A 20,462-nucleotide genomic window follows, 5' to 3' on the forward strand; every position below is an offset into this window, starting at 1 on the left:
GGACGAAGTTGGGGCCTCCTTGGCCGACGGAGCGGGCTAGTCGGTCGTTGGCTTCCTGGAGTTGTTTGTCCAGGAGGGCGAGGTTGCGGTCGACCTCGGCCTGGGCGGTGGCCGGTATTTGGGGAAGTTTGTCGGCGACGCCTGGGCAGACGATGCTCTGTGCTGCGGCCGTGCCGGCGTGCGCGAACGCCGGGGAGCCCGACAGGGCGAGCGCGATGCTCCCGCCCAGGGAAACGGCCCCCAACCACGGTCTGAATCGTCTTCCCCCCGATGGAATCCGCATGCGACCCCTCCTTCTGGTGTCGGGATAGTCCGATCTTCGAGAGGTACGGCGCCGCAAACCGAAGGGTTCATCCGGCCGTGGCCGGGCTCGAATGCGTATTTATCCACATTTCCGGATTGAACCCAGCGGACGACGCGGGGCGTACCACCCTGCGTCACCTCCGCTATGGGGGCTTCACCTCGTGAGGCCTCGAAAGGGTCGATCATGACGAAGCGCATCCTCACCGTCCCCGGCCTCGCGCTCGCCACGGCGTTGATCTCCACTGGGCTGATCAACGCCTCCCTCAGCCCGGCCGCCGCCCAGGCCGAGTCGAGCACCCCGATGTACTTCGCGGCGAAGCTCTACGGCAAGAACGAAGTGCCCGCGCCGGGCATGAAGGTCGGTGACGGCAACGGCAGTGCGATCGCCGTGTTCCGCATCCATGGCAACCGCGTCGACTACGCCATCCGCTGGCACAAAGTCGCCCCGCCGACCGGCTTCCATATCCACCGGGGCGACGCCGGCCAGAATGGCGACGTCCGGATCCCGTTCTTCGGCCAGGCGTTGCCCGCCTCGCTCAGCGCGATCAAGGGCACCGTCTACGTCAAGGACCTCGGGCTGCTCAACAGGATCATGCACAACCCCATGGGCTGGTACGCCAACCTGCACACCGGCGAGTTCCCCGGCGGCGCCGTACGCGCGCAGCTGCACCGGGTCCGGCCGGTGGTCCTCGAGTCCGTGCTGGCCGTCGGGAATCGCAGCACGCTGACCGCGGTGGCCGACGGCGACCAGGAGGTGCCGGCGCCCGGCATGAAGGTCGGCGACCCGGACGGGCGCGCCGCCTGGCTCGTCTGGGTGAAGGGCACCAAGGTGCACTTCGCCACCGCCTGGAACCGCGTCGCCGCGCCGACCGCCGCCCACATCCACCGCGCGCCGAAGGGCAAGAACGGCCCCGTGGCGGTGCCGTTCTTCGCCGCCGAGAAGGGCCTGCCAGCCGGGGTGAACGGCCTGGCCGGCACCGCCACCGCTCCCTCCCAGGTCGCCTTCCGCATCAAGAACAACCCCAAGAATTGGTACGCCAACCTGCACAACGCCGAGTTCCCCGGCGGTGCGGTCCGCGGCCAGCTCTACAGGGGCGGCTGGTAGAGATCTCCCGAACCCGACGCCGAGACGCCTCGCCGGTCAGGCCGGCGGGGTGTCGGCACGCGGCGGTTGCTCACCCTCGGCAGGCTCCGGCACGGGTTGGGGACGCGCCGGCCGTACGAGCCGGGCCACGAGCATGCCCGCGCTCCTCACGAGCAACGGCACCAGAAGCACCCCGACGAAGATCGGCGAGGCCATGTACCGGAAGTCCTGCGCCGAGATGTTGGCCAGCACCGCCAGCTGCTGCCCGGCCACCACGGCCGCCACCCCCACCACATACCGGTTGCGCAACACCACCGCCCCCAGCGCCACGGCCAGGTACGACAGGTACGCCCACGACGCCCCCCGCCACAACGCCCAGTCGTACTCGGGCTCCAGCGAAGCCGTCAGCCACCGATCGGCCACCTGGTTCAGCTCCGACGACAGCGGTCGCAGCGTGTAGACCTGGCGTCCGGGAAAGTCCGGCACCTTGGCCGGCCCGACGTAGGTGTCCGCGGTGGGCCGGCGCGAGAAACGATACGTCGCCCCACCCGTCATCAAGGGATCCTGCACAGGCTTCCAGGCGATCGCCCCTCGGCAGAGGCGCGCGTCGACGATCAGCCGCGGCTCGCTGAGCAGCAGTCGTTTCCACAACTCGAGCAGTTCGGTGGTGTGCGCGTCGGCCTGCTGCCAGCTGAAGTCGCCCCGCCAGATCAGCGGGTTGATCGTGTAACACGTCCCGCCCCACCACCACCGCTCCAGCGGCGCCACCGACGCCATCAACGTCTTGTCCTGCGCGCTGAACAGGTCGGGCCGGTCCCGGAACGCCACCGCGATGTCCCCGAAGGCCGTGTGGTAGACGTACGTCTTCGACGGGGCGACGATGCCGACCTGGGGGAAGACGAGGTTCGTGAGCACGAGCGGAAGCGCCGCCGCGACCGTGCCGGCAAGGAGCAGGCGTACCCGCATGGTCGTGACGACCAGCACGAGCACGACGACGGCCACGCCCACGACGAGGAAGCCGTTCGCGCGGAACAACCCCAGCGCCAGTATCAGCGCCCCGAGCCCCGCCAGCCCGGGCCAGGTGATCGCGCGCCGGGCCGCGAAGCGCGCGCACACCCCCGCGATCGCCACCGCGCAGATCGTGAACGGCACGTCTTTCCACATCGTGACCGCGAATGCCCCCACAGGCGGCGCCAACGGTATGAGCACCGCCACCGCCGTGGTGGGCGCACGCGGGGCGCCGAGCGCCTTCAGCGACTGGGCCAGGAAGGTCAGCGCCGCCGCCATGGCCGTGGTCTGCGCGAACGTGACCACGCCCAGGTCGCCGGTCGTCCGGAAGCTCAGCCACAGCAGCGCGTCGTAGACCACGGAATGGTCGCTCACCCAGGGGCCGACGACGGTGTGGCTCAGGTAGAGGACCGAGTCGCGGCTGAACAGGCCGGGGTAGAAGGCCGCCCACCAGCACCCGAGCACCGCCTGGACGGCGAGGAAGGTGGCGAGGGCAGCCCACGGTTTGGGCTTCTCGACGGTCGTGTCGTTCCCCATGTCTCCGATCCCGAGCTGCCGGAGGGCCCCTAGAAGTAGCTCACTCCGGCCTTCGGCCCCTTGCCGCGCAGCAGCGTCGGCACCGTGACGAGGTGGTAGCCGCGCTTCTTGAGCTCCTTGACGATGCCGGGCATGGCCTTCACGGTCGCCGGGACCGTGTCGTGCATGAGGATCACGCCGTTGCGCTGGGCCAGCCTGAGTACGGCCGCCTTGATCTTCTTGGCGTCACGCAGTTGCCAGTCGAGCGTCGTGCCCGTCCACATGATCTGCGCGAGCTCTGCCTGGTCGGCCAGTCCCAGCACCCGCTCGTCCGTGTGCCCGTACGGCGGGCGGAACATCACCGGCGACCGCCCCGTGGCCTCCTGGATGATCTCCTGGGTGCTCGCGAGCTCCGCGACGATCTCGTCGTCGAGGAGCGTCGGCAGCGAGGGATGCGAGTAGCTGTGGTTGCCGATCGCGTGCCCCTGCGCCACCACCTGTGCGGCGATCTTCGGACGCGCCTCCACCTGTTTGCCGACCAGGAAGAAGGTCGCCTTCGCCCCCGCCTGCTTCAACGTCTTGAGCAGGGCGGGCGTGGTCTCTCCCGGACCGTCGTCGAACGTCAGCGCCAGGCACTTCACCCGGGAGCAGTCGATCTGCGCGTGGGCAGCGGCAGGCGCGGAGGTCAGGGCCAGCGAGGCTGCGAGTAAGGCGTGAATCACCACAAACGACAGCCTAGGCCAACGCCGTCCGCCGTTCTCACGCCCCGAGCCTGGCATGCAGGAACAAGCTCACGCCTTTGAGCGACTTGACCGGCAGGTAGCGCTCGGCCGCGACGATCGCCGACAGGCCCGCATTGACCACGGCGGGCATCTTCCGCAGGTCGCTGCCCCGGGAGCGGCGGCGGTGCCGGACCACGAGGGGCCGCAGGAGAACGTTCCAGCTCCAGACCCGCTGAACCTGGAGTCCCGCCTTTTCGACGACGCCGGTCAGGGAGTCGCGGTGATATCTGCGGACGTGGCCCACGGCGTGGTCGTGGGCCGACCACAGCGCCATGTCGCACGGCACCGCGATCAACGCGTGCCCGCCCGGCGCCAACACCCTGGCGATCTCCTCGGTGACCAGGTGGTCCTCGCGAATGTGCTCGAGCACGTCGAACGCGGTCACCAGATCCATGCTGTCCCGTTCGAACGGCAGCGCCCGCGCGTCCGCCCACACGGCCTTGACGCCACGCTGCCTGGCGAGCTCGACGGCCGTCTCGCTGCTGTCCGTCGCGGTCGCGTCCCAGCCCGCCTCGGTCAGCACCCTGGTGTTCCCGCCGCCGGCGGCGCCGATGTCCAGCGCCCGCCCGGGACGGCCGAGCCCACGCAGCTCTCGGCGGAGGATGGCCCGGCGCTCGCGGTACCACCAGTGGTGGTTCTCCAGCGCGATCAGGCGGCGGATCTCTGTGGCTTCCATCGGTGTGTTCAACCCCTCGTGCGGGAGAAGACCCAGCGGTCCAGCGCGGTGAAGCGGATCACGGTCAGCAGGCAGTACGTGGCCACGACCGCCCCGACCTCGGCCGCTCGCCCGGCCTCCGGCGGTACCGCCAGCACGGCGGCAGTGGTGAGCGCATAGGTGGTGGCGGAAAGCGCCGTCGCGCGGACATGCATGGTGCTGCGTCGCACCCGGCCGAACGTCCACCGGCGATTCGCCTCGGTGTTGACGATTCCCGTGAGCACGAGCGCGGCCAAATTCGCGGTGGCCGGAGACCAGAATGCGCGCAGCGGGAGGTAAATGAGCGTGAACAGGATGACGGACAACACGCCTATCGCGGCGAATGAGGTGAATCTCGCCAGCGTCACCGCCCGCGGCCGGGCCACGACGGCGTCCGGATGCCGCGGCACGGGCTCGGACCTGCTCACCCGGACGCCGGCCCGGCCCGTCGACATCGACCACGCCAGCCTGGCCAGCCCCTTCAGGTCGTCGGCCGCGGTCCTGACCACGCGTACGCGCGAGTCGATGTCCTCGATCCAGTCGACCGGCACCTCGTGCACCCGCAGCCCGTTGTGCTCGGCCAGCAGGAGCAGCTCGGTGTCGAAGAACCAGCCGTTGTCCTCGACCTTGTCCATGAGCGGCCGCACCACGTCGGTCCTGGCCGCCTTGAAACCGCACTGGGCATCGCTGAACCCGGCGCCGAAACCGTACCTGAGCAGGGCGTTGTAGGAACGCGACACCACCTCGCGGCGCAGCGAGCGGCGGGTGCGCGCGCTGTGCGCGAGCCGGGTGCCGATGGCGATCTCAGAGTGTCCGCTGGCCACCGCCGCGACCAGTGGGAACAGGGCGTCGAGGTCGGTGGACAGGTCGACGTCCATGTACGCGACGATGTCGGCCGGGCTGTCGCGCCAGGCCGCGCGCAACGCGGCGCCCCGGCCGCGCACGTCGATCCTGCGGGCGTGCACCTGGTCGAACTCCCCGGCCAGCGCGGCGGCGAGCGGCCAGGTGGCGTCGGTGCTGCCGTTGTCCATGATCGTGATGCGCCACGGCAGCGGGAATCGGTCGTCGAGGAAAGCGGCCAGCGTACGCACGCAGCCGGGCAGGGCACGCTCCTCGTTGAGCACGGGGATGACGATGTCGACGCTGGCGAGCCGGGCCGCGGTGCCGAGGACGCGGGGGGCCGGCTTCGTGGCGGCACGCGTGTCCATGAATTCCCTGATCCTTTGCCTGTGGCCGTACGTCCAGGGAAATGTTGCTGGGGATGTCCAACGGGCCGCGCGGGGTTTCCCCTCACCATTCCGCTGAGCGGAGAGTGACTTTACCTTTCGGTGAGTTCGTAAACCGAGATGGACGCGCTGCGGAACCGCATCCGGGCGAATTTCCATAGGTTCGGATTTCGCCCGGTGAAGAGCCATTTGACCCCATATTCTCGGGCGAGGCGCCGGACGTTCTCCGCCGTCGGCGCCGCGAACACCGCGTCGTTCGCCGCCAGCCGGGCAGGGTCTGCGAACGGCACCGACAGGTACGACGTCACGAACAACTGCGTACGTGACTGCGTGCTCTCGGCGTACCCCCAGCCCTCCACGAGCACCCGGCGTTCGGTGAACCCCGACACCCAGTAGTGCCTGCTGTCGCACGGATGCGGCGCGACGGGACGGCAATGCAGGTCGGTGGCCACCACGTCGGCGGGTGAGGAGTGCTCGCGCAACCACCGGCCGGCCTCCAGCGCGCCGTCGGGGATCAGCCGCTCACGTCCCCCCGGCGCAGGCGTGACGTGCGCGACCACGTAGCGCACGGAGGCCGGAACCGAATACCCCGCGAGCAGCGCCACCACCGCCAGCACGGACCCGCACCGCCACACCACCACTGCCGCGACCGCGAGCAGCAGGTACGGCACCACGACCCGCTCCAGCGCATCCCCAGCCACGTCGAGCTGCGCTGCCACCACGGCGGCGCCCGCCCCGGCCCCTGTCCACGCCACGGCCCGCCAGGACTTGTTCATGGTCGCGCCCGCGTGGCCCTCCAAATGGAGAGCCAGCGTCCCGCACACGGCCGCGATCGACAGGTAGGGCCGGACGCCTTCCAGGAAATAGAGCTGCGACTCCGACGGATGTCCCAGCAGCGTGGCCGCGCCGATTCCGGCGACACCAATCCCGAGCAACAACACCATCGGCGGCTCCAGCGCCCGGCGCCCGAGCCCTGCCACCCCACCCCACACACAACCCAGGCAGAACAGGTGCACGACGGTGAGCACCACCAACGGGCCCAGAGACGCGGAGGCCAGTGCGGGCATCTCGATGCCGGCCACGGTCCCCCACACCACCCGCATCGTCGCGAACGGCGAGACCGCCATCCCATGAGACCCCCGCCCGAACACCACGAACTGGGCGATGAGCAGGCACACCAACGTGAGCGCCGCCGCGGCCGCCCACCTGCGCGGCAGCCGCCGCCCCACGACCCACTGCACGGCGACCACGGCCAGCAAGCCCGCCAGCAGCAACGGCAGAAAGGTGGCCTTCGCCCCGGTCAACGCCAGCAGGAGCACGACCAGCGCCACCCACCCTCGCCGCGACCAGCCGGCGACCAGCAACACCACCACGGGCGCGAACAACAACGCCCCGAACGTCTGTGTGGGACTCGCCCAGGCGGTGAACATCGAGCGCGCCGTGAAGGACACGCCATCCTGCAGGACCGGGCTGAGCAGGAAGTACGTCACTCCGACCGCCGCCGCCCCGGCCCCCCAGCGCCCCCCGAGCCACCGCCCCAGCACCGCCACCAGCACGACCATCGCCGCCATCATCGGCAGCGTGGACAACTTGTACACGAGCGTCACCGGCTCGATCCCGGTGACCCAGCTCGTCGCGGCCATGTCGGCATAGACGAACCAGTGGTAACAGAGCCGCTCGCCCAGCACGGACGGCAGCGTGGGCGGCAAATGGTGCTTGACCTCGCCGACCAGGGCCAGGTGGTAGGGCATGTCCACGTACGCGCTCGCGATCGGCACCCGGTACAGGGACAACGTGCTCCACGTGATCAGGTATCCGATCACCCCTGCCAGCACCCATGCACACCACCCGGGCATCCGCTCCGCGACGGCCCGGCCCCGCCAATGCCGCCGCAGCCCCGGCGCGATCAGGAAGGTGCCGAGCACGGCGACGGGCGGGACCAGCACGAGCAGCGGCATCCCGGCGGCCCTCGCCGGGATGTAGGCCAAGACCTCTATCGCGTAGCCGAGCGCAAGACCGGCCGCGACGTCCTCGGCCGTCGACCGACCGCCCCTTGTCAGCGCCCGCCAGAGCAGGGTCCCCGGCAACGCCACCCCGAGCCCGACGTACGCCGCGAACGCCGCCAGATCGCGGGCCGAGACCCCGCACCACAGGAACACGGCCACCGCACCGGCCGCCACGATCCCCGCAGGCCACAACCCCGGGCTCAGCCGGCGGCCCGAGGACCGCGCTGGAGCGGCATGTGTGCTCTTGAGCGGCGCGATCGTCATGAAACCGAGGACCACCGGCACAGCACCGCGCGAACCATCGTCATCGGACCACCGTGCGAACAATCGTCATCGGACCACCGTCACCAGCCGGGTGAACTCGGCCGGCAGATCGGCCCCGTCCCACACCCGATGGAAACTGAGCGCGCTGCCGACCGGCACCATGCGGTCGACCCCGCGCCCCGCCAGAGCCCTCGCCAGCTCCTCCAACTCCTGCCGCCCGAAGCCGTAATGGGTCATCGTCTGATCCCGTCGCTCGACCAGTCCCGCCAGCTCGGCCGGCGAGCCGAGCCTGGCATGGGCGAACGTCCCCGCGCCCAGCCACCGCCTCGGCGCCTGGTCGGCGGCCGCCAGGGTCACGTTGGCCAGCGCGTTCCCGCGGAACTCCACGCTCCGCGCGACTCCTTCCGCGGCCAGCCCATAGGTGGAGACCCGCTTCTCCACGGCCATTGCCGCATCGACACCCCAGCCGCGTGCCGTGACCACCCGCGACACGTGATCGATGAAGTCGGCCCGCGCCGCGTCGCAATCGACCTCCGCGCCCACCCAGAACACCGTCCGCGGCGACGAGCAGGCCGCCTGGTCGAACCAGTAGGTGTCGTTGACGAACCCCTCCGCCACGCTCACCCGCGCGGCTCGCGGCGCGCACAACCACGCCGCCGCCCGTATCACGGCGAACGAGGAACGATCAGGGAAGACCAGGTCACGGGCATGCGGGGGGAGCGGGTATCGCCGCACGTCCTGCACCGTCCGGTCGCCGCCCCACACCACCCGCAGGTCGCAGGCCGCGGAGAGCGCGGCGGTGACGGCCTCGGCTTCGCGTTCGTAGGAGATGATCCGCTGTGTCTGGCCGACGACGGGGTCGGCCTCGCGCAGCGCCTCCTGCAGCGTCTCGACGATCGCCTCGGCGACCGCGCCGGAACGCGGCGAAAGGCGTACGACGTTGCGGTTGCCCATCAGGGCCGACAGGGCCCAGGAGTAGACGAAGACCGTGTCCACGTTCGCGGGCGGGATGTGGAAGATCAGGCCGCGTGGCACGCGTACGTGCTCGCCGGCCATCCCGTCGATCGTGCGGGCCAGCTCGCTGGGCCGCAGGAAGAATCCGAGCGACCCGAGCTCAGGGTGCCGCCGGGCCAGAGCCGGCCGCAGCAGCCGCCTGCCGAATTCGGCCAGGAACTCCCGAACCCGCTGATCCCCGACCTCGAGTCGGCCCCGCACCTGCCCGAGCAGCACCTCCACGGGTACGCGCTCCTCCCACGGAAACCGCACCCGCACCACCGCACCGCCACCCGCTCGGGACGCGCCGCCACCCGCTCGGGACGCGCCGCCACCCGCTCGGGACGCGCCGCCACGCGCCTGTGAGGTGCCGCCACCCGCCCCTGACGCGCCGGTATCCGCCCCGGACATGTACCGCATCAGCCGGCCTGCCCCATGGTGTCGCTGCAACCCCGTGCCTCCGCTCGCGGCAGCCTGCCGAGGACCTCGAACCGCTTCCCCGGCCAGGCCCCGTCGTCGACGCCCCGCACCACACCTAGATCCTCCGTGAGCAGCACATGACCGGGATACGACGTCGGCAGCGTGCTGACGACCTCGATCAGCCCGGGCACGCCGTTCGGCGCCTCCTGCCACGTCTCCGGATCACGAATCACGACATTGGCGAAATCGGGGCAGTAAAGCCCATCCCCATGGGGCCCTTCCAGAAAGATCGTCCCGATCTGCTCGACCATCCCGTAGAAGTTGTGCACCCTGGTCAGCCCACACTCCGCCGCCAGCCGCCGCCGGAACTCGGCATTGTCCACCGCCTGCTCGGCCAGCCGCTTCCACCCACCGGAGTGGATCAGCACCCCCTGCGACAGATCCGCCCCCAGGTCCCGCAGCCAGAGCCACACCATGAACGTGAACCCGAAGATCAGGAACCGCCGGCTCCCATGCCGCTCAAGGAACCCCTTGACCGCCTCCGCGTCCACCCGCCCCTGCTCGTCCAGCACGAACGTGTGATCCCTGCCGAAGTTCATCATCCCGAGCACCCCGGCCCCGCGAGCGCTCAACGTCGGATCGCGCACCACGGAACGGGTGTCCACGACCAGCATCGGCAGCCGCCGCTCACCCAGCACCACCCTGAGCGTGGCCGCCAGCATGCGCGTCTGCGCCGCGGCCGCCTCCCGGTCCAGATAGACCCGGCTCGGCTGCTGCCCGGTCGTCCCGCTGGAGGTCAGTACCCTGAACACCTGCTCCTGCGGCACGCTGCGCAACTCGTGCGTCTTGAACAGCCGCACCGGCAACCACGGCAGGTCCATCAGGCGCTCGTAGGGCTGCACCGCACCGATCGCGTCGAGAATCCGACGGTAGGGCCGGCAGGCCGCCCTGTGCTGCTCGGTCAGGGCGGCCAGTTCGGGCACCAGCGCTGCCTCCCGCTCGGCCTCATCCATCGTGAATACGCTCACCCAACGCCCCCCACGTCATTGACCACACACCACCACGCGCCCGCCCACCTGCCCCGGCGCTGTCCCCGGCAGACGTCGCCTCGGGGATAGCGGATTGCCCCTCCGGGATCGCGGGCCACCCCCGGGACCGCATCGCCCCAGGGATCGCGGGCCACCCCCGGGACCGCATCGCCCCAGGGATCGCGCGTCGCCCTCCGGATTGCGTCGCCCTCCGGATTGCGTCGCCCCCCGGATTGCGTCGCCCTCCGGATTGCGTCGCCCTCCGGATTGCGTCGCCCCCCGGATTGCGTCGCCCCGGGATCGCGCGTCGCCCCCTGGGATCGCGTCGCCTCCGGGATCGCGCGTTGCCTCCGGGATTCGCGAGTTGCCTCCGGGATCGCGAGTTGCCTCCGGGATCGTGTCGCCTCCGGGATCGTGTCGCCCCCCGGATCGCGCGTCGCCCTCCAGGATCGTGTCGCCCCACCGGATCGCGATTGCGATCGCATTGCCCCCCGCGATCGCGATGCGCCCGGGATCGGGCGTTGCCCCCGGGTTCGCGTGGCCCTCGGGTACCGCGTCGCCCCCGGGATCGCGCGCCGCCTCCGGGACCGCGTCGCCCCCGGGACCGCGTCGCCCCCGGGAAGTGGACCCGCCCCCGGGAAGCGGACCGCCTTGTGCATGGGCTTGGCCGGCGTCGCGCCGATCGTCTTGCCAGGCGGCGTGCAGAGCGCCGCCGTCGTGCCCTCCACGACGCGTCGCTAGGCCGTCCGATGGGGGGGTGGCGCCTGACCCTGGGACGCGCACAACACCAAGGAGGCGCGGTGCGCCCAGCACCCCGATGAACGACGAGGCTGTCATGAGCGGGCTTCCAGGGCACGGTAGTCGATCTTGCCGGTGGCCAGCAGGGGGAGACGGTCGATGCCGCGTACGTCGAACCCGCTCCAGTGCACCCGCAGCTCGGCCCCCAGCCGCCGCGCAAGTCCCACGCACCCGGCCGCGTCCAGCCCTTCGGCCCACACCGTCACCCGGTCGTCCCCGCTGGTGGCCGCCACCGGCCCGGAGTCCCGCAGGAGGCGCTCGACGTCGTCCAGGTTCACCCGTACGCCGAAGATCTTGGCGATGCGCTTGAGCCGTCCCGTGATGAAGAGGAAGCCCTCGGAGTCCAGACGCCCCAGATCGCCGGTGCGCAGCACACCGCCCAGATCGTCCCCTCGGGCCAGGTCCGCCGCCGTCTCCGCGTATCCCATCATGACGTTGGGGCCGTGATAGACGACCTCGCCGTCCTCGACGTCCAGTCGCCCCCCAGGAACGGCCACCCCCACCGAGCCCGGCTTGTCGGCGAGCCGGTCCGGGGGCAGGATCGCGATGCGGGCCGTGGCCTCCGTCTGGCCGTACATGACGAAGAACCGGTCCGCCTTCTCCGAGAACTCCGCGATCAGCTCAGGGCTCAGCCGCCCGCCGGCCTGGGTGAGCGTGGCGATCGTCGGATGCTCCGACCGGTCGTAGCGGAGTCGGCGCAACATCTCGTACTGGTAGGGGACGGCGGCCAGTGACGTGCACCGGTGCGCGTCCAGATGCGTCCAGAACGACCGCTCCAACAGCCCCGCCTCGGTCAGCATCACGGTCGCGCCCGCCGTCAGATGGCTGTTGAGCACGGACAGGCCGTAGCTGTAATGCAGCGGCAGGCTCGTGGGCGCGATCTCGCCGGGCGTGATGGACAGCGCGGTGGCGATGGCCTGGGCGTTGGCCAGGACGGCCTGGCGGGACAGGCGCACGAGCTTGGGGCTGCCGGTGGAGCCTGAGGTGGCGAGCAGGATGGCGAGGTCGGGATGCGGATCAGGCACGTCGCGCCGCGCCGGAGGCGAGCCGTCGGCCGCATGCGTGAACCCGACCAGCGCGGCCGGCCGGAACCGGCCCACCAGATCGGCCAGGATCCCGGCAGGGAGGTCCGGATCCAGCAGTGCGATCGGCCGGCCGGAACGCCAGGCCGCGAGGTAACGCAGCACGGAGGCGAGGTTGTTGCGCATCCCGCAGAACAGCGGCCCCGGCCGCAGCCGGGAAAGAGCCTCCGCCGTGCGTGTGATGTGGTTGCCCAGGGCATAGCCGCCCAGGCCCGCCGCTTCCCCGGCCACCACGAGCCGCGCCTCCGAGTGCGGGAAGACTGCACCCCGAAGCCCGGCCTGCGGGGGTGGCGATGGCTTGGCGAAGGTCATGGCGTCAGCCCGCCGTCCACGCCGACGACCTGCCCGGTGATGAAAGCCGCGGCGGGCGAGAGCAGGAACGCGACGGCACCGGCGACATCGTCGGGTGTGCCGAGCCGGCCGAGCGGGGTCGCCGCGATCGTCGCCTCCCGGGCGTCGCCGTCGAGCGTGGCGAGCATGTCCGTCCGGATGTAGCCGGGAGCCACGGCATTGACCCTGATCCCGGCCGGGCCCAGCTCCTTGGCCGCGGCCAGGGCGAGGCCGATGACCGCCCCCTTGGTCGCGGAGTAGACCGCCTGTCCCCGGCCGCCTGCGCGGCCCATGACCGAGGAGACCAGCACCACGGCGGGAAAGGTCCCCCGGCGCAGCAGTCTGAGCGAGGCCTGCAGGGTGTGTGTCGCGCCCATGGCGTTGACCTCGAACAGCCGGTTGATCGTGTCGTGGCGCATCATGCCGAGCGGGCCTGCGGCGTGGATGCCGGCGTTGATCACGAGGGCGTCGAGCCGGCCGTGACGCTGGTAGATCTGCCGCATCATGGCCGAGACGAGCGATGGGTCCGCCACGTCGCCGTGGACCGGGTGAGCCGGCCCGCCGGTCTGCGCCGCCACCTCGGCGGCGGCCTTGGACGCACGCTCCTCGTCGCGGCCGTGCACCTCGACGGCGTATCCGGTCGCGGCCAGCCACATCGCGATCGCCCGCCCGATGCCCGCCGTCGATCCCGTGACGAGCGCGACACGTGGCTCGGACGACGACGACAACGGCGGCGGCGTGGTGGTAGTGGGCTCTGACGAGATGGCGGCGCGGGGCGCAGGCGGCACGGCTGCGCCGGGCTCAGACGGCGGCGGCGCCGATGCCATGCTTCTCCAGCAGCTCGGCCGCCTTCGCGAACGAGCTCATGTCGATCATCTCGTCGGTGTCGATCATGATGGAGAACTCGTCCTCCATCGCGGCGATCAACGCCATGTGGGCCAGCGAGTCCCACTGTGGGACAGCCCGGTATTGGAGGCCGTCGACATCGGCGTCGGCGGGAAGGTTGAGCGCCCTGCGGAAGACGGCCCGCAGGCGATCGAGATGACTCATGATCACTCACTCTCTGTCCTCAAGCCACGACGTAGTGTAGCGGCATTTCCGGGTCCGGAGAAACCAAGCCCCCGTCTCGAGTAATGGAACCGTATAACGGCGAGTGGGGCACGTTGGGCGCTGGGAATGTCGGCCGGGGAGCGCGAACCACTACAGGGGGAATGATGGACGAATCCAATCATTGGTACGGGCACTCCCGCATACTCGCCAGATACTGCGGCCTGCCCGACGAGGTGCCAAAACGCATCCAAGGATTCCTTCAGCACGGATGGAACTATCTCCATGGATTTCCCCCGAACGACCACTGGTGCAGCCCCGGATACCCCCGCTTCATCTGGTCCGACGTGCTGCGCCGCCGCGGCTGGTCGATGGGCAGAAGGGGGCACTACCTCATCGGCGCCCCCTGGATTTACCTCCTTCATCTGGAGCCTGAGCTGGGCGTGACGCCGGAGCGCCAGGGTACGATCTGGTATCCCTTTCATGGTTGGGAGAAGTATTCCGTCACTGGCGACCACGCCCGCCTGGCCGACGAAATCCGAAATGTCGAGACCGGTCCGGTCACGGTCTGCCTTTATTGGTTGGAATTCGCAAATCCGGACATTCGGCGGGCGTACGAATCGAGGGGATTTCGAGTCATCTGCCATGGCGAGCGCGGATCCCGCTGGGAGGGCAAGGGGCGGGACTTCCTGCGCAAGCAGCTGGTCCAATTGCGGCGCCACCGCAGGGTGGCCTCCAACCGGCTCGGCAGCGCGCTGTTCTACGGCGCCTCAGTGGGGTGCGAGGTGGCCGTGTACGGGGACCCGATGCAGTTCGAGGACGAACGTCCCGAGTACGGCGGCACGGCGCGCCGCATGCGGCTCTGGCCCGAGCTGCACGGCACACGCGTCGATCCGGAGCTGGCGGCCGAGGTGGCGCGGCGCGAGCTGGGATTCGAGTATCAGGCGACACCGGAGGAGCTACGGCGAATGTTCGGATGGAAGCGGGTGGGCGAGGGAGCGACGCCGCCTGGAGCAGAGGCGGGAACGAAGCGACCAGCGCGGGGGAAGGCGGCGGCGTCCGGGCGACCGAGCCGCCGGACGGAGTGAGGCCATGAACACGTGTATGAGTGGCGAGGCGCCCGAGAACGTGCATTTGATCGGCGGTGAGATGCTGCTTTGGTCTGACATGTCCAACATGGGTGGTGCGACAGACTGGCGGGGCGCGGCACTGGAGCTGATCAGGCGGATGCTCCCGCCGAGCGGCCGGGTCCTGCTGGTCGGACCGCATCCGCAGCTGGTCGTGGACGAGGTCGCGGCACATGCCTCCGCGGCGCACGTCTCTGCGGCGCACGTCTCCGCGGCGCATACCCCTTCGGCGGCCGTGCTCCTGCGGTCCTACCCCGACGCCTGCGCGCTCGGCGAACGCCATCCGGGGCTGGCAGTTTTCTGCGGACGGCTCGAGGTGTTCGCGGCAGACGAGCCGTACGACCTCGTGCTGGCCCTGGACGGCCTGCTGCGTACGCACTCCGCCGAGGCGCCGGCCGCCGCCTGGATCGAGTCACTCGACGCGCTGGCCGCACTCGTCGCGCCGGGCGGGCGCCTGGTGCTCGGCGTACGCAACGACCTCGGCGTGGACCGGCTCGTCGAGGCCCGGCCCGCCGACCGGGACGGCGCCGACGACCAGTGGGCCCCGCACGGCTTCGACCCCAGCTACCCCAGCGGACCGGGGGCCCTGGACGCCGGGCTGGAGTCGGCGGGCCTGACGGTGCAGCGGTGCTACGCCGCGTACCCGGGCCGGCAGGCGCCTCGTGCCCTGCTCGCTCGCGAGGCCCTGACCGCCGAGCTGCCGGACGCGCTCACGTTCCCGCTGAGTTCCTGGGGCGGTGACGGCATGCTGGTGGCCGACCCGCTGCGCCTGACCCGCCTGGTGTTCCGGCACCGCCTGGGGGAGGAGCTCGCTCCGCTGTGGCTCGCCGTGGCCACCCGCCCTCGGCTGGTCAGCGAGAGCCCGATCGGCGCCGACGACGCAGGAGAGCTGCCGCTCGGCCTCATCGAGGAAGGGCCGGCCCTGTACGAGCTCACCCGCGCCGGACTCAAACACCTCCCCGACGGCGCGGAGTACCCCGTCCCCACAGGCCGGGTCGTCGAAGAGATCCTCGTCGAAGCATGCGCCCGCGAGGACGTGAAGACCGTCCGCGAGCTGCTCCAAAACCTGGCCACCTGGCTGGAGCAGGGCGGCGACGCGGCCGCCGGCACCGACAGCCTGGTGTACGACGGCGAGCGGTTCGCCGCCATCGGCCCCATGGCGGCGCTCCCGTCCACGCCCCCCGAGCCGCGTGTCGTGCTGTGCCGGATCCTGCGGCGGTTCGCGGTCAGGCTGCTGGCGGCCGGCCACCATCACCCGTGGCCATGGCCGCTGGAGGCGGACCAGCTCACGCTGACCCTGTGCGGCATGGCCGCCCGCCCCTGCGATCCGGGCGACCTCGACCGGGCCCGCAAGCTCGACGCCGAGCTGGGGCAGCCCGTCGAGCTGGCGGAGCAGGCGCCGACGTACCGCGACCTGGTGGGCGCCCGCGACCGCCTGACCGACCAGCTCACCGCCGCCCTGGCGCGCGTCGCGCGCCTGGAGACCAAGTTGTCCTACCGGGAACGTGAGCTGGTCAGGGCCAGGGCCAAGCTGCGCAGGACGCATCGCAAGGCCATCGCCTACCGCAGAACGCTCGGCTACCGGCTCTCGCGCCGCCTGGCCCGCCCGCGCAGGGTCGCCCGCAAAGTGTTCCGCTTGTTGTCCGGCTGACGAGGAGGAGTACAGGTGCCGGTTCTGTCGGTCATCGTCCCGTTCTACAACGTCGAGAAGTACATCGGACCCTGCCTGGACTCCATCGCCGCCCAGAGCCTGAAGGATCTGGAGGTGATCTGCGTGGACGACGGCAGCGACGACGGCGGCCCGGCCGTCGTCAGGGACCGGCAGGCCGGCGACCGCCGCATCCGTCTCATCAGCCAGGACAACCAGGGTGTGGGACGGGCCCGCAACGTCGGCCTGCGCCAGGCGACCGGCCGCTACCTGGCCTTCGTGGACGGCGACGACACGGTCCCCCCGGGCGCGTTCGGCCGCCTGGTGTCCTCGCTCGAGTCCTCGGGCTCCGACCTGGCCTGCGGAAACGTCATGCGGCTCTACAGGAACCTGCTGGTCCGCTCATGGGCGCACAAGGAGGCGTTCGCCAAGCCCGTCAAGGGCACCCACATCACCCGCCACCGGCTGCTGATCCGCGACCGCATGCTCTGGAACAAGATCTACCGCCGCTCCTTCTGGGAGGAGCTCGGCCTGAGCTTCCCCGAGCGCATGTACGAGGACCAGCCCGTCGCCATCGCCGCCCACGTCGGCGCGCGCTCGGTGGACGTGCTGGCCAAGGTCGTCTACCACTGGCGGCAGCGCGACGAGCCGGGCTCCTCGATCACCCAGCGCCGCCTGGAGCCGGGCAACCTGCGCGACCGCCTCCTGTCGGTGCTGGAGACCGCCGACCTGGTGGCCCGCCGCGCGCCGCGGCTCAAGCCGGACTTCGACCGCGACACGATGGAGATCGACATGAGTGTCGCGGTGGAGGCCGTGGCCGCCATGGGAGCCTCGGCGGACCCCGCGTTGATCGACCTGATCGTCCGCTATCTCGACGGTGTGTCGCGCGAGGCGTGGCAGAGCGTGCCGTTCGCGCACCGGCTTCAGGTCCACCTCCTGCACGAGCGCCGCCTGGCCGAGCTCGCCGACGTGCACGCCCAGGTCCGCGACGGCCGGTTGCGGCCCCGGATGCGCCCGGCCGGGTTCGTGCGCAGGCGCTGGTACGGCCGCCACCCATGGATGCCCGGACAGTTGTCCGAGGTGTCGGCCGAGCTGGACTTGTCCGCCAGGCTCGTGGAGCTCGACTGGCGGGACGGCCGGCTCGCCGGCGCGGGCTGGGCGGGCGTCGGCAGCTTCGACGTCGGCGCGCTGAGCCAGGCACGCGTACGCGTCTGGCTGGAGGAACGCAGGACCGGCGAGACCGTGCAGCTGGGCGAGCAGGACTCCGCGCCGGTCTGGGAGCACTTGACGGACGAGGACGGCGACACGCTGCCCCAGCACGTGTTCCCGTTCAGGTTCGCCCTCGACCCGGACGCGCTGACCGCGGCTCAGCTCGCCAGGCGCGGCCTCTGGGACCTGCGGCTCGAGCTCAAGGGTCAAGGGCTGCGGCTCGACGGCAGGGTGGGCGGGCCGCGCTGGCTGCCGCCCGAGATCCCGGCGCCACGCCGCAGGTCAGGGGTGTGGCTGGTGCCGGTACGCAGCGTCAAGGGCTCCTGGGGCCTGCGGCTGCGTACGGCGGAGGCGATCATCGCGGAGTGCCGGGTGAACGACGGCGACCTGGTGTTCTCGGGGAAGATGTCCGACGTCGGCGACGGGGAGCCGGTGCTGCGGTTGAGACGCAGGAGCGACGGCGAGGAGATGTACTTCCCGGTGGCGCTGTCGGGCCGGGACTTCCACGCCCGGGTGCCGCTGGCGGACGTCGACGAGCGGGTCGGCGACGAGTCGTGCTGGGAGGTCGTCATCGACCAGGGCAAGGCGCTGCGCCCGCTGGTGCGCACCCGCCAGCGTCCCGTCGCCACCATCGCGGAGCGGCGGTTTCTGGTGGACCGGGGCGAGGACGGCTGCCTGCTCCTCGCCGAACGTTAGGCCAGGATCTTCGCCAGTGTCTCCACGACCCGGTCCTGCTGGGCGTCGGTGAGATCGGGGAACAGCGGCAGCGACAACTCCTCGGCGTAGTAGGCCTCGGCGCGCGGGCAGAGGCCGCGCCGGTAGCCGAGGTCGGCGAAGACCGGATGCCAGTAGGCGGGGATGTAGTTGACCTGCACGCCGATGCCGGCCGCCCGCATGCGCTCGTAGACCTCGCGCCGCCGACCGTCGCGGACGCGCACGGGATAGAGGTGCCAGCTCGGGGACACGTAGGCCCGCTGCGCGGGCAACCGCAGCCCCGGCACCTCGCGCAGCAGCAGGTTGTAGCGGGCGACCAGCTCGCGCCGCCGCTCGCGGAAGCGGGCCAGCCGCCGCAGCTGGCTGATGCCGAGCGCGCACAACACGTCGGGCAGCCGGTAGTTGAGCCCGAACGCGTGCACCTCCTGGTGCCAGCCGCCCACGTCCGGCTCGCGTTGCTCGGCGGGCTCTCTGACCAGGCCGTGGTTCTTGAAGCGGGCCGCCCGCGCATGCTGCTCCGGGTCGGCCGCCGCGACGGCGCCGCCTTCGGCGGTCGTCACGGTCTTGGTGGGGTAGAACGAGAACGTCGTCAGGTCCGCCAGCGACCCCACGGGCCGGTCCTTGTAGGCCGCCCCGATCGAGTGCGCCGCGTCCCCCACCAGCGACGCGCCCACGCGGTCTGCGACCGCCCGCAGCTCGTCGTAGTCGGCGGGGTGGCCGGCGTAGTCCACGGCCGTGATCACCCGGGTCCGGGAGCCGGCCAGCGCGGCCACGGCGTCCGGGTCGAGGTTGCCGGTGTCGGGCTGCACGTCGGCGAAGACCACCCGCGCGCCGAGCAGCGCCGCCGTGGCGGCCGTGGCCACGAACGTCAGCGGCGACGTGATCACTTCGTCGCCCGGGCGCACCTCCGCCGCCGCGTACGCGACGTGCAGCGCGGCCGTGCCCGAGGTGACCGACACGCACGGCACGCCGCCCGTCCAGCGGGCCAGCTCCGCCTCGAACGCGGCCACCGCGGGCCCGGTGGTCAGCCAGTCGCCGCGCAGCACCTCGGCGACGGCCTCGACGTCGGACTCCGCGATCGACTGCCGCCCGTAGGGGAGCATCAGCCGGCCACCAGGGTGCGCAGGTCGTCCACCGACAACCACTCGTCGTTGGTGTCCGAGCGGTAGGCAAAACCCTCCGGCAGCATCTCGCCGGTCTGCGGTGGCTTGTAGCCCCACGTCGCGATCGTGGGCTGGACGACGAAGCGGTCGGCGAGCCGCAACGCCCTGCGGCCGTCGTCCGGGCCGATCATCTCCTCGTGCAGCTTCTCTCCGGGACGGATGCCGATCTCGTAGATCGGGCTGTCCGGCGCCAGCGCCTCGGCCAGGTCGGTGATGCGCATGCTGGGGATGCGCGGCACGTAGAGCTCGCCGCCCCGCATCAGGTCGAACGAGTCGACCACGAACCTGACCGCCTGGTCGAGCGTGATCCAGAACCTGGTCATGCGCTTGTCGGTGATCGGCAGGCTGGCGCCCCGCTCAGCCAGGCGCAGGAACAGCGGCACCACCGAGCCCCTGCTTCCCACGACGTTGCCGTAACGGACCACGGCGAAGCGGGTCACGTGCGCGGCGGCGTAGTGATTGGCCGACACGAACAGCTTGTCGGCGACGAGCTTCGTGGCCCCGTAGAGGTTGATCGGGCTGGACGCCTTGTCGGTGGAGAGCGCGACCACCTTGCGCACGCCGCAGTCGATGGCGGCCTCCACCACGTTCTGTGATCCGGCGACGTTGGTGCGGACGTATTCGAACGGGTTGTATTCGGCCGTGTCCACCTGCTTGAGCGCCGCGGCGTGCACGACGTGGTCGACGCCGTGCATGGCGCGGGTCAGCCGGTCGCGGTCCCGCACGTCCCCGATGAACCAGCGCAGCCGCTCGTCGTCGTTGAAGAGCTGCCTGCTCTCGTATTGTTTGAGCTCGTCGCGGGAGAAGACCACCAGGCGGCGCACCCCGAGCGTGTCGAGAGCGTGGCGGATGAAGGCCTTGCCGAAGGACCCCGTCCCGCCGGTGATCAAAATTGATGATCCGCTGAGAATGCTCACGTGCCCCCCGAAATTCGCGCTTACGCACTGTTGTCGTCATGCTCGGCGGTAGCATAGCGCGATCGGTCAATGACGCACTGTCACACGGGGGAATGGGGCTGCT

Annotated in this window: 16 protein-coding genes and 1 pseudogene; 4 read left to right on the plus strand and 13 right to left on the minus strand. The window is 70.9% G+C overall.

Annotation, left to right across the window (positions count from 1 at the left end; translation table 11 throughout):
- Window positions 1–283: pseudogene (locus Q9G87_RS31075) on the minus strand (DUF1996 domain-containing protein); the annotation flags it as partial.
- A 204-nt stretch (window positions 284–487) separates the two neighbouring features.
- Here Q9G87_RS31075 and Q9G87_RS31080 point away from each other — a divergent pair.
- Window positions 488–1,408 (plus strand): CHRD domain-containing protein, encoded by a 921-nt coding sequence (locus tag Q9G87_RS31080; protein WP_305920071.1) that lies wholly within the window; start codon window positions 488–490, stop codon window positions 1,406–1,408.
- Window positions 1,409–1,444: 36 nt separating this feature from the next.
- Here Q9G87_RS31080 and Q9G87_RS31085 read toward each other — a convergent pair whose 3' ends face one another.
- The 10 genes from Q9G87_RS31085 to Q9G87_RS31130 form a co-directional block, all read right to left on the minus strand.
- Window positions 1,445–2,932 (minus strand): hypothetical protein, encoded by a 1,488-nt coding sequence (locus Q9G87_RS31085; protein ID WP_305920072.1) that lies wholly within the window; start codon window positions 2,930–2,932, stop codon window positions 1,445–1,447.
- 29 nt (window positions 2,933–2,961) lie between these two features.
- Window positions 2,962–3,636, minus strand: coding sequence for a polysaccharide deacetylase family protein (locus tag Q9G87_RS31090; protein ID WP_305920073.1), 675 nt, complete (start codon window positions 3,634–3,636; stop codon window positions 2,962–2,964).
- 34 nt (window positions 3,637–3,670) lie between these two features.
- Window positions 3,671–4,369 (minus strand): class I SAM-dependent methyltransferase, encoded by a 699-nt coding sequence (locus Q9G87_RS31095; protein WP_305920074.1) that lies wholly within the window; start codon window positions 4,367–4,369, stop codon window positions 3,671–3,673.
- Between the two features lie 8 nt (window positions 4,370–4,377).
- A complete protein-coding gene (locus Q9G87_RS31100; protein ID WP_305920075.1) occupies window positions 4,378–5,595 on the minus strand; it encodes a glycosyltransferase in 1,218 nt (405 codons plus the stop codon).
- A 110-nt stretch (window positions 5,596–5,705) separates the two neighbouring features.
- Entirely contained in the window at window positions 5,706–7,883 is a 2,178-nt protein-coding gene (locus tag Q9G87_RS31105) for a hypothetical protein (RefSeq protein WP_305920076.1), read from the minus strand.
- A 66-nt stretch (window positions 7,884–7,949) separates the two neighbouring features.
- Window positions 7,950–9,155 (minus strand): acyl-CoA reductase, encoded by a 1,206-nt coding sequence (locus Q9G87_RS31110; RefSeq protein ID WP_305920077.1) that lies wholly within the window; start codon window positions 9,153–9,155, stop codon window positions 7,950–7,952.
- Window positions 9,156–9,295: 140 nt separating this feature from the next.
- Entirely contained in the window at window positions 9,296–10,324 is a 1,029-nt protein-coding gene (locus Q9G87_RS31115) for a LuxE/PaaK family acyltransferase (protein ID WP_305920078.1), read from the minus strand.
- Window positions 10,325–11,157: 833 nt separating this feature from the next.
- Entirely contained in the window at window positions 11,158–12,516 is a 1,359-nt protein-coding gene (locus Q9G87_RS31120; RefSeq protein ID WP_305920079.1) for an AMP-binding protein, read from the minus strand.
- On the minus strand, window positions 12,513–13,361 hold the full coding sequence (locus tag Q9G87_RS31125) for an SDR family NAD(P)-dependent oxidoreductase (RefSeq protein ID WP_305920080.1): 849 nt from the start codon (window positions 13,359–13,361) through the stop codon (window positions 12,513–12,515). The genes Q9G87_RS31120 and Q9G87_RS31125 overlap by 4 nt, the downstream gene beginning before the upstream one ends.
- Window positions 13,336–13,584: an acyl carrier protein gene (locus Q9G87_RS31130; protein ID WP_305920081.1), complete on the minus strand. Its 249-nt coding sequence runs from the start codon at window positions 13,582–13,584 to the stop codon at window positions 13,336–13,338. The genes Q9G87_RS31125 and Q9G87_RS31130 overlap by 26 nt, the downstream gene beginning before the upstream one ends.
- 161 nt (window positions 13,585–13,745) lie before the next feature.
- On the opposite strand from Q9G87_RS31130, the gene Q9G87_RS31135 reads away from it, so the two are divergent.
- From Q9G87_RS31135 to Q9G87_RS31145, 3 genes are all read left to right on the plus strand, one after another.
- The gene (locus Q9G87_RS31135) at window positions 13,746–14,669 is read left to right on the plus strand and encodes a hypothetical protein (protein WP_305920082.1); all 924 of its coding nucleotides are present in this window, start codon (window positions 13,746–13,748) and stop codon (window positions 14,667–14,669) included.
- An 88-nt stretch (window positions 14,670–14,757) separates the two neighbouring features.
- A complete protein-coding gene (locus tag Q9G87_RS31140; RefSeq protein WP_305920083.1) occupies window positions 14,758–16,359 on the plus strand; it encodes a class I SAM-dependent methyltransferase in 1,602 nt (533 codons plus the stop codon).
- Between the two features lie 15 nt (window positions 16,360–16,374).
- On the plus strand, window positions 16,375–18,261 hold the full coding sequence (locus Q9G87_RS31145) for a glycosyltransferase family 2 protein (RefSeq protein WP_305920084.1): 1,887 nt from the start codon (window positions 16,375–16,377) through the stop codon (window positions 18,259–18,261).
- Here the strand turns inward: Q9G87_RS31145 and Q9G87_RS31150 are convergent.
- Both Q9G87_RS31150 and pseB read right to left on the minus strand, forming a co-directional pair.
- Window positions 18,258–19,382, minus strand: a complete 1,125-nt coding sequence (locus tag Q9G87_RS31150) for an aminotransferase class I/II-fold pyridoxal phosphate-dependent enzyme (protein WP_305920085.1) — start codon at window positions 19,380–19,382, stop codon at window positions 18,258–18,260. The two genes, Q9G87_RS31145 and Q9G87_RS31150, sit on opposite strands and share 4 nt — an antisense overlap.
- Window positions 19,382–20,359, minus strand: coding sequence for a UDP-N-acetylglucosamine 4,6-dehydratase (inverting) (gene pseB / locus Q9G87_RS31155; protein ID WP_305920086.1), 978 nt, complete (start codon window positions 20,357–20,359; stop codon window positions 19,382–19,384). The genes Q9G87_RS31150 and pseB overlap by 1 nt, the downstream gene beginning before the upstream one ends.
- Window positions 20,360–20,462 lie beyond the last annotated feature (103 nt).

Source organism: Nonomuraea turcica, assembly GCF_030718205.1.
Taxonomy (GTDB): Bacteria; Actinomycetota; Actinomycetes; order Streptosporangiales; family Streptosporangiaceae; genus Nonomuraea.

Bases quoted from the DNA above. Each gene is read 5' to 3' on its own strand.
- Q9G87_RS31125 (WP_305920080.1), bottom strand. From the start codon at position 13,361: ATGGCATCGGCGCCGCCGCCGTCTGAGCCCGGCGCAGCCGTGCCGCCT.
- Q9G87_RS31140 (WP_305920083.1), top strand. From the start codon at position 14,758: ATGGGTGGTGCGACAGACTGGCGGGGCGCGGCACTGGAGCTGATCAGG.
- Q9G87_RS31080 (WP_305920071.1), top strand. From the start codon at position 488: ATGACGAAGCGCATCCTCACCGTCCCCGGCCTCGCGCTCGCCACGGCG.
- Q9G87_RS31120 (WP_305920079.1), bottom strand. From the start codon at position 12,516: ATGACCTTCGCCAAGCCATCGCCACCCCCGCAGGCCGGGCTTCGGGGT.
- Q9G87_RS31105 (WP_305920076.1), bottom strand. From the start codon at position 7,883: ATGACGATCGCGCCGCTCAAGAGCACACATGCCGCTCCAGCGCGGTCC.
- Q9G87_RS31095 (WP_305920074.1), bottom strand. From the start codon at position 4,369: ATGGAAGCCACAGAGATCCGCCGCCTGATCGCGCTGGAGAACCACCAC.
- Q9G87_RS31085 (WP_305920072.1), bottom strand. From the start codon at position 2,932: ATGGGGAACGACACGACCGTCGAGAAGCCCAAACCGTGGGCTGCCCTC.
- Q9G87_RS31135 (WP_305920082.1), top strand. From the start codon at position 13,746: ATGATGGACGAATCCAATCATTGGTACGGGCACTCCCGCATACTCGCC.
- Q9G87_RS31130 (WP_305920081.1), bottom strand. From the start codon at position 13,584: ATGAGTCATCTCGATCGCCTGCGGGCCGTCTTCCGCAGGGCGCTCAAC.
- Q9G87_RS31150 (WP_305920085.1), bottom strand. From the start codon at position 19,382: ATGCTCCCCTACGGGCGGCAGTCGATCGCGGAGTCCGACGTCGAGGCC.
- Q9G87_RS31100 (WP_305920075.1), bottom strand. From the start codon at position 5,595: ATGGACACGCGTGCCGCCACGAAGCCGGCCCCCCGCGTCCTCGGCACC.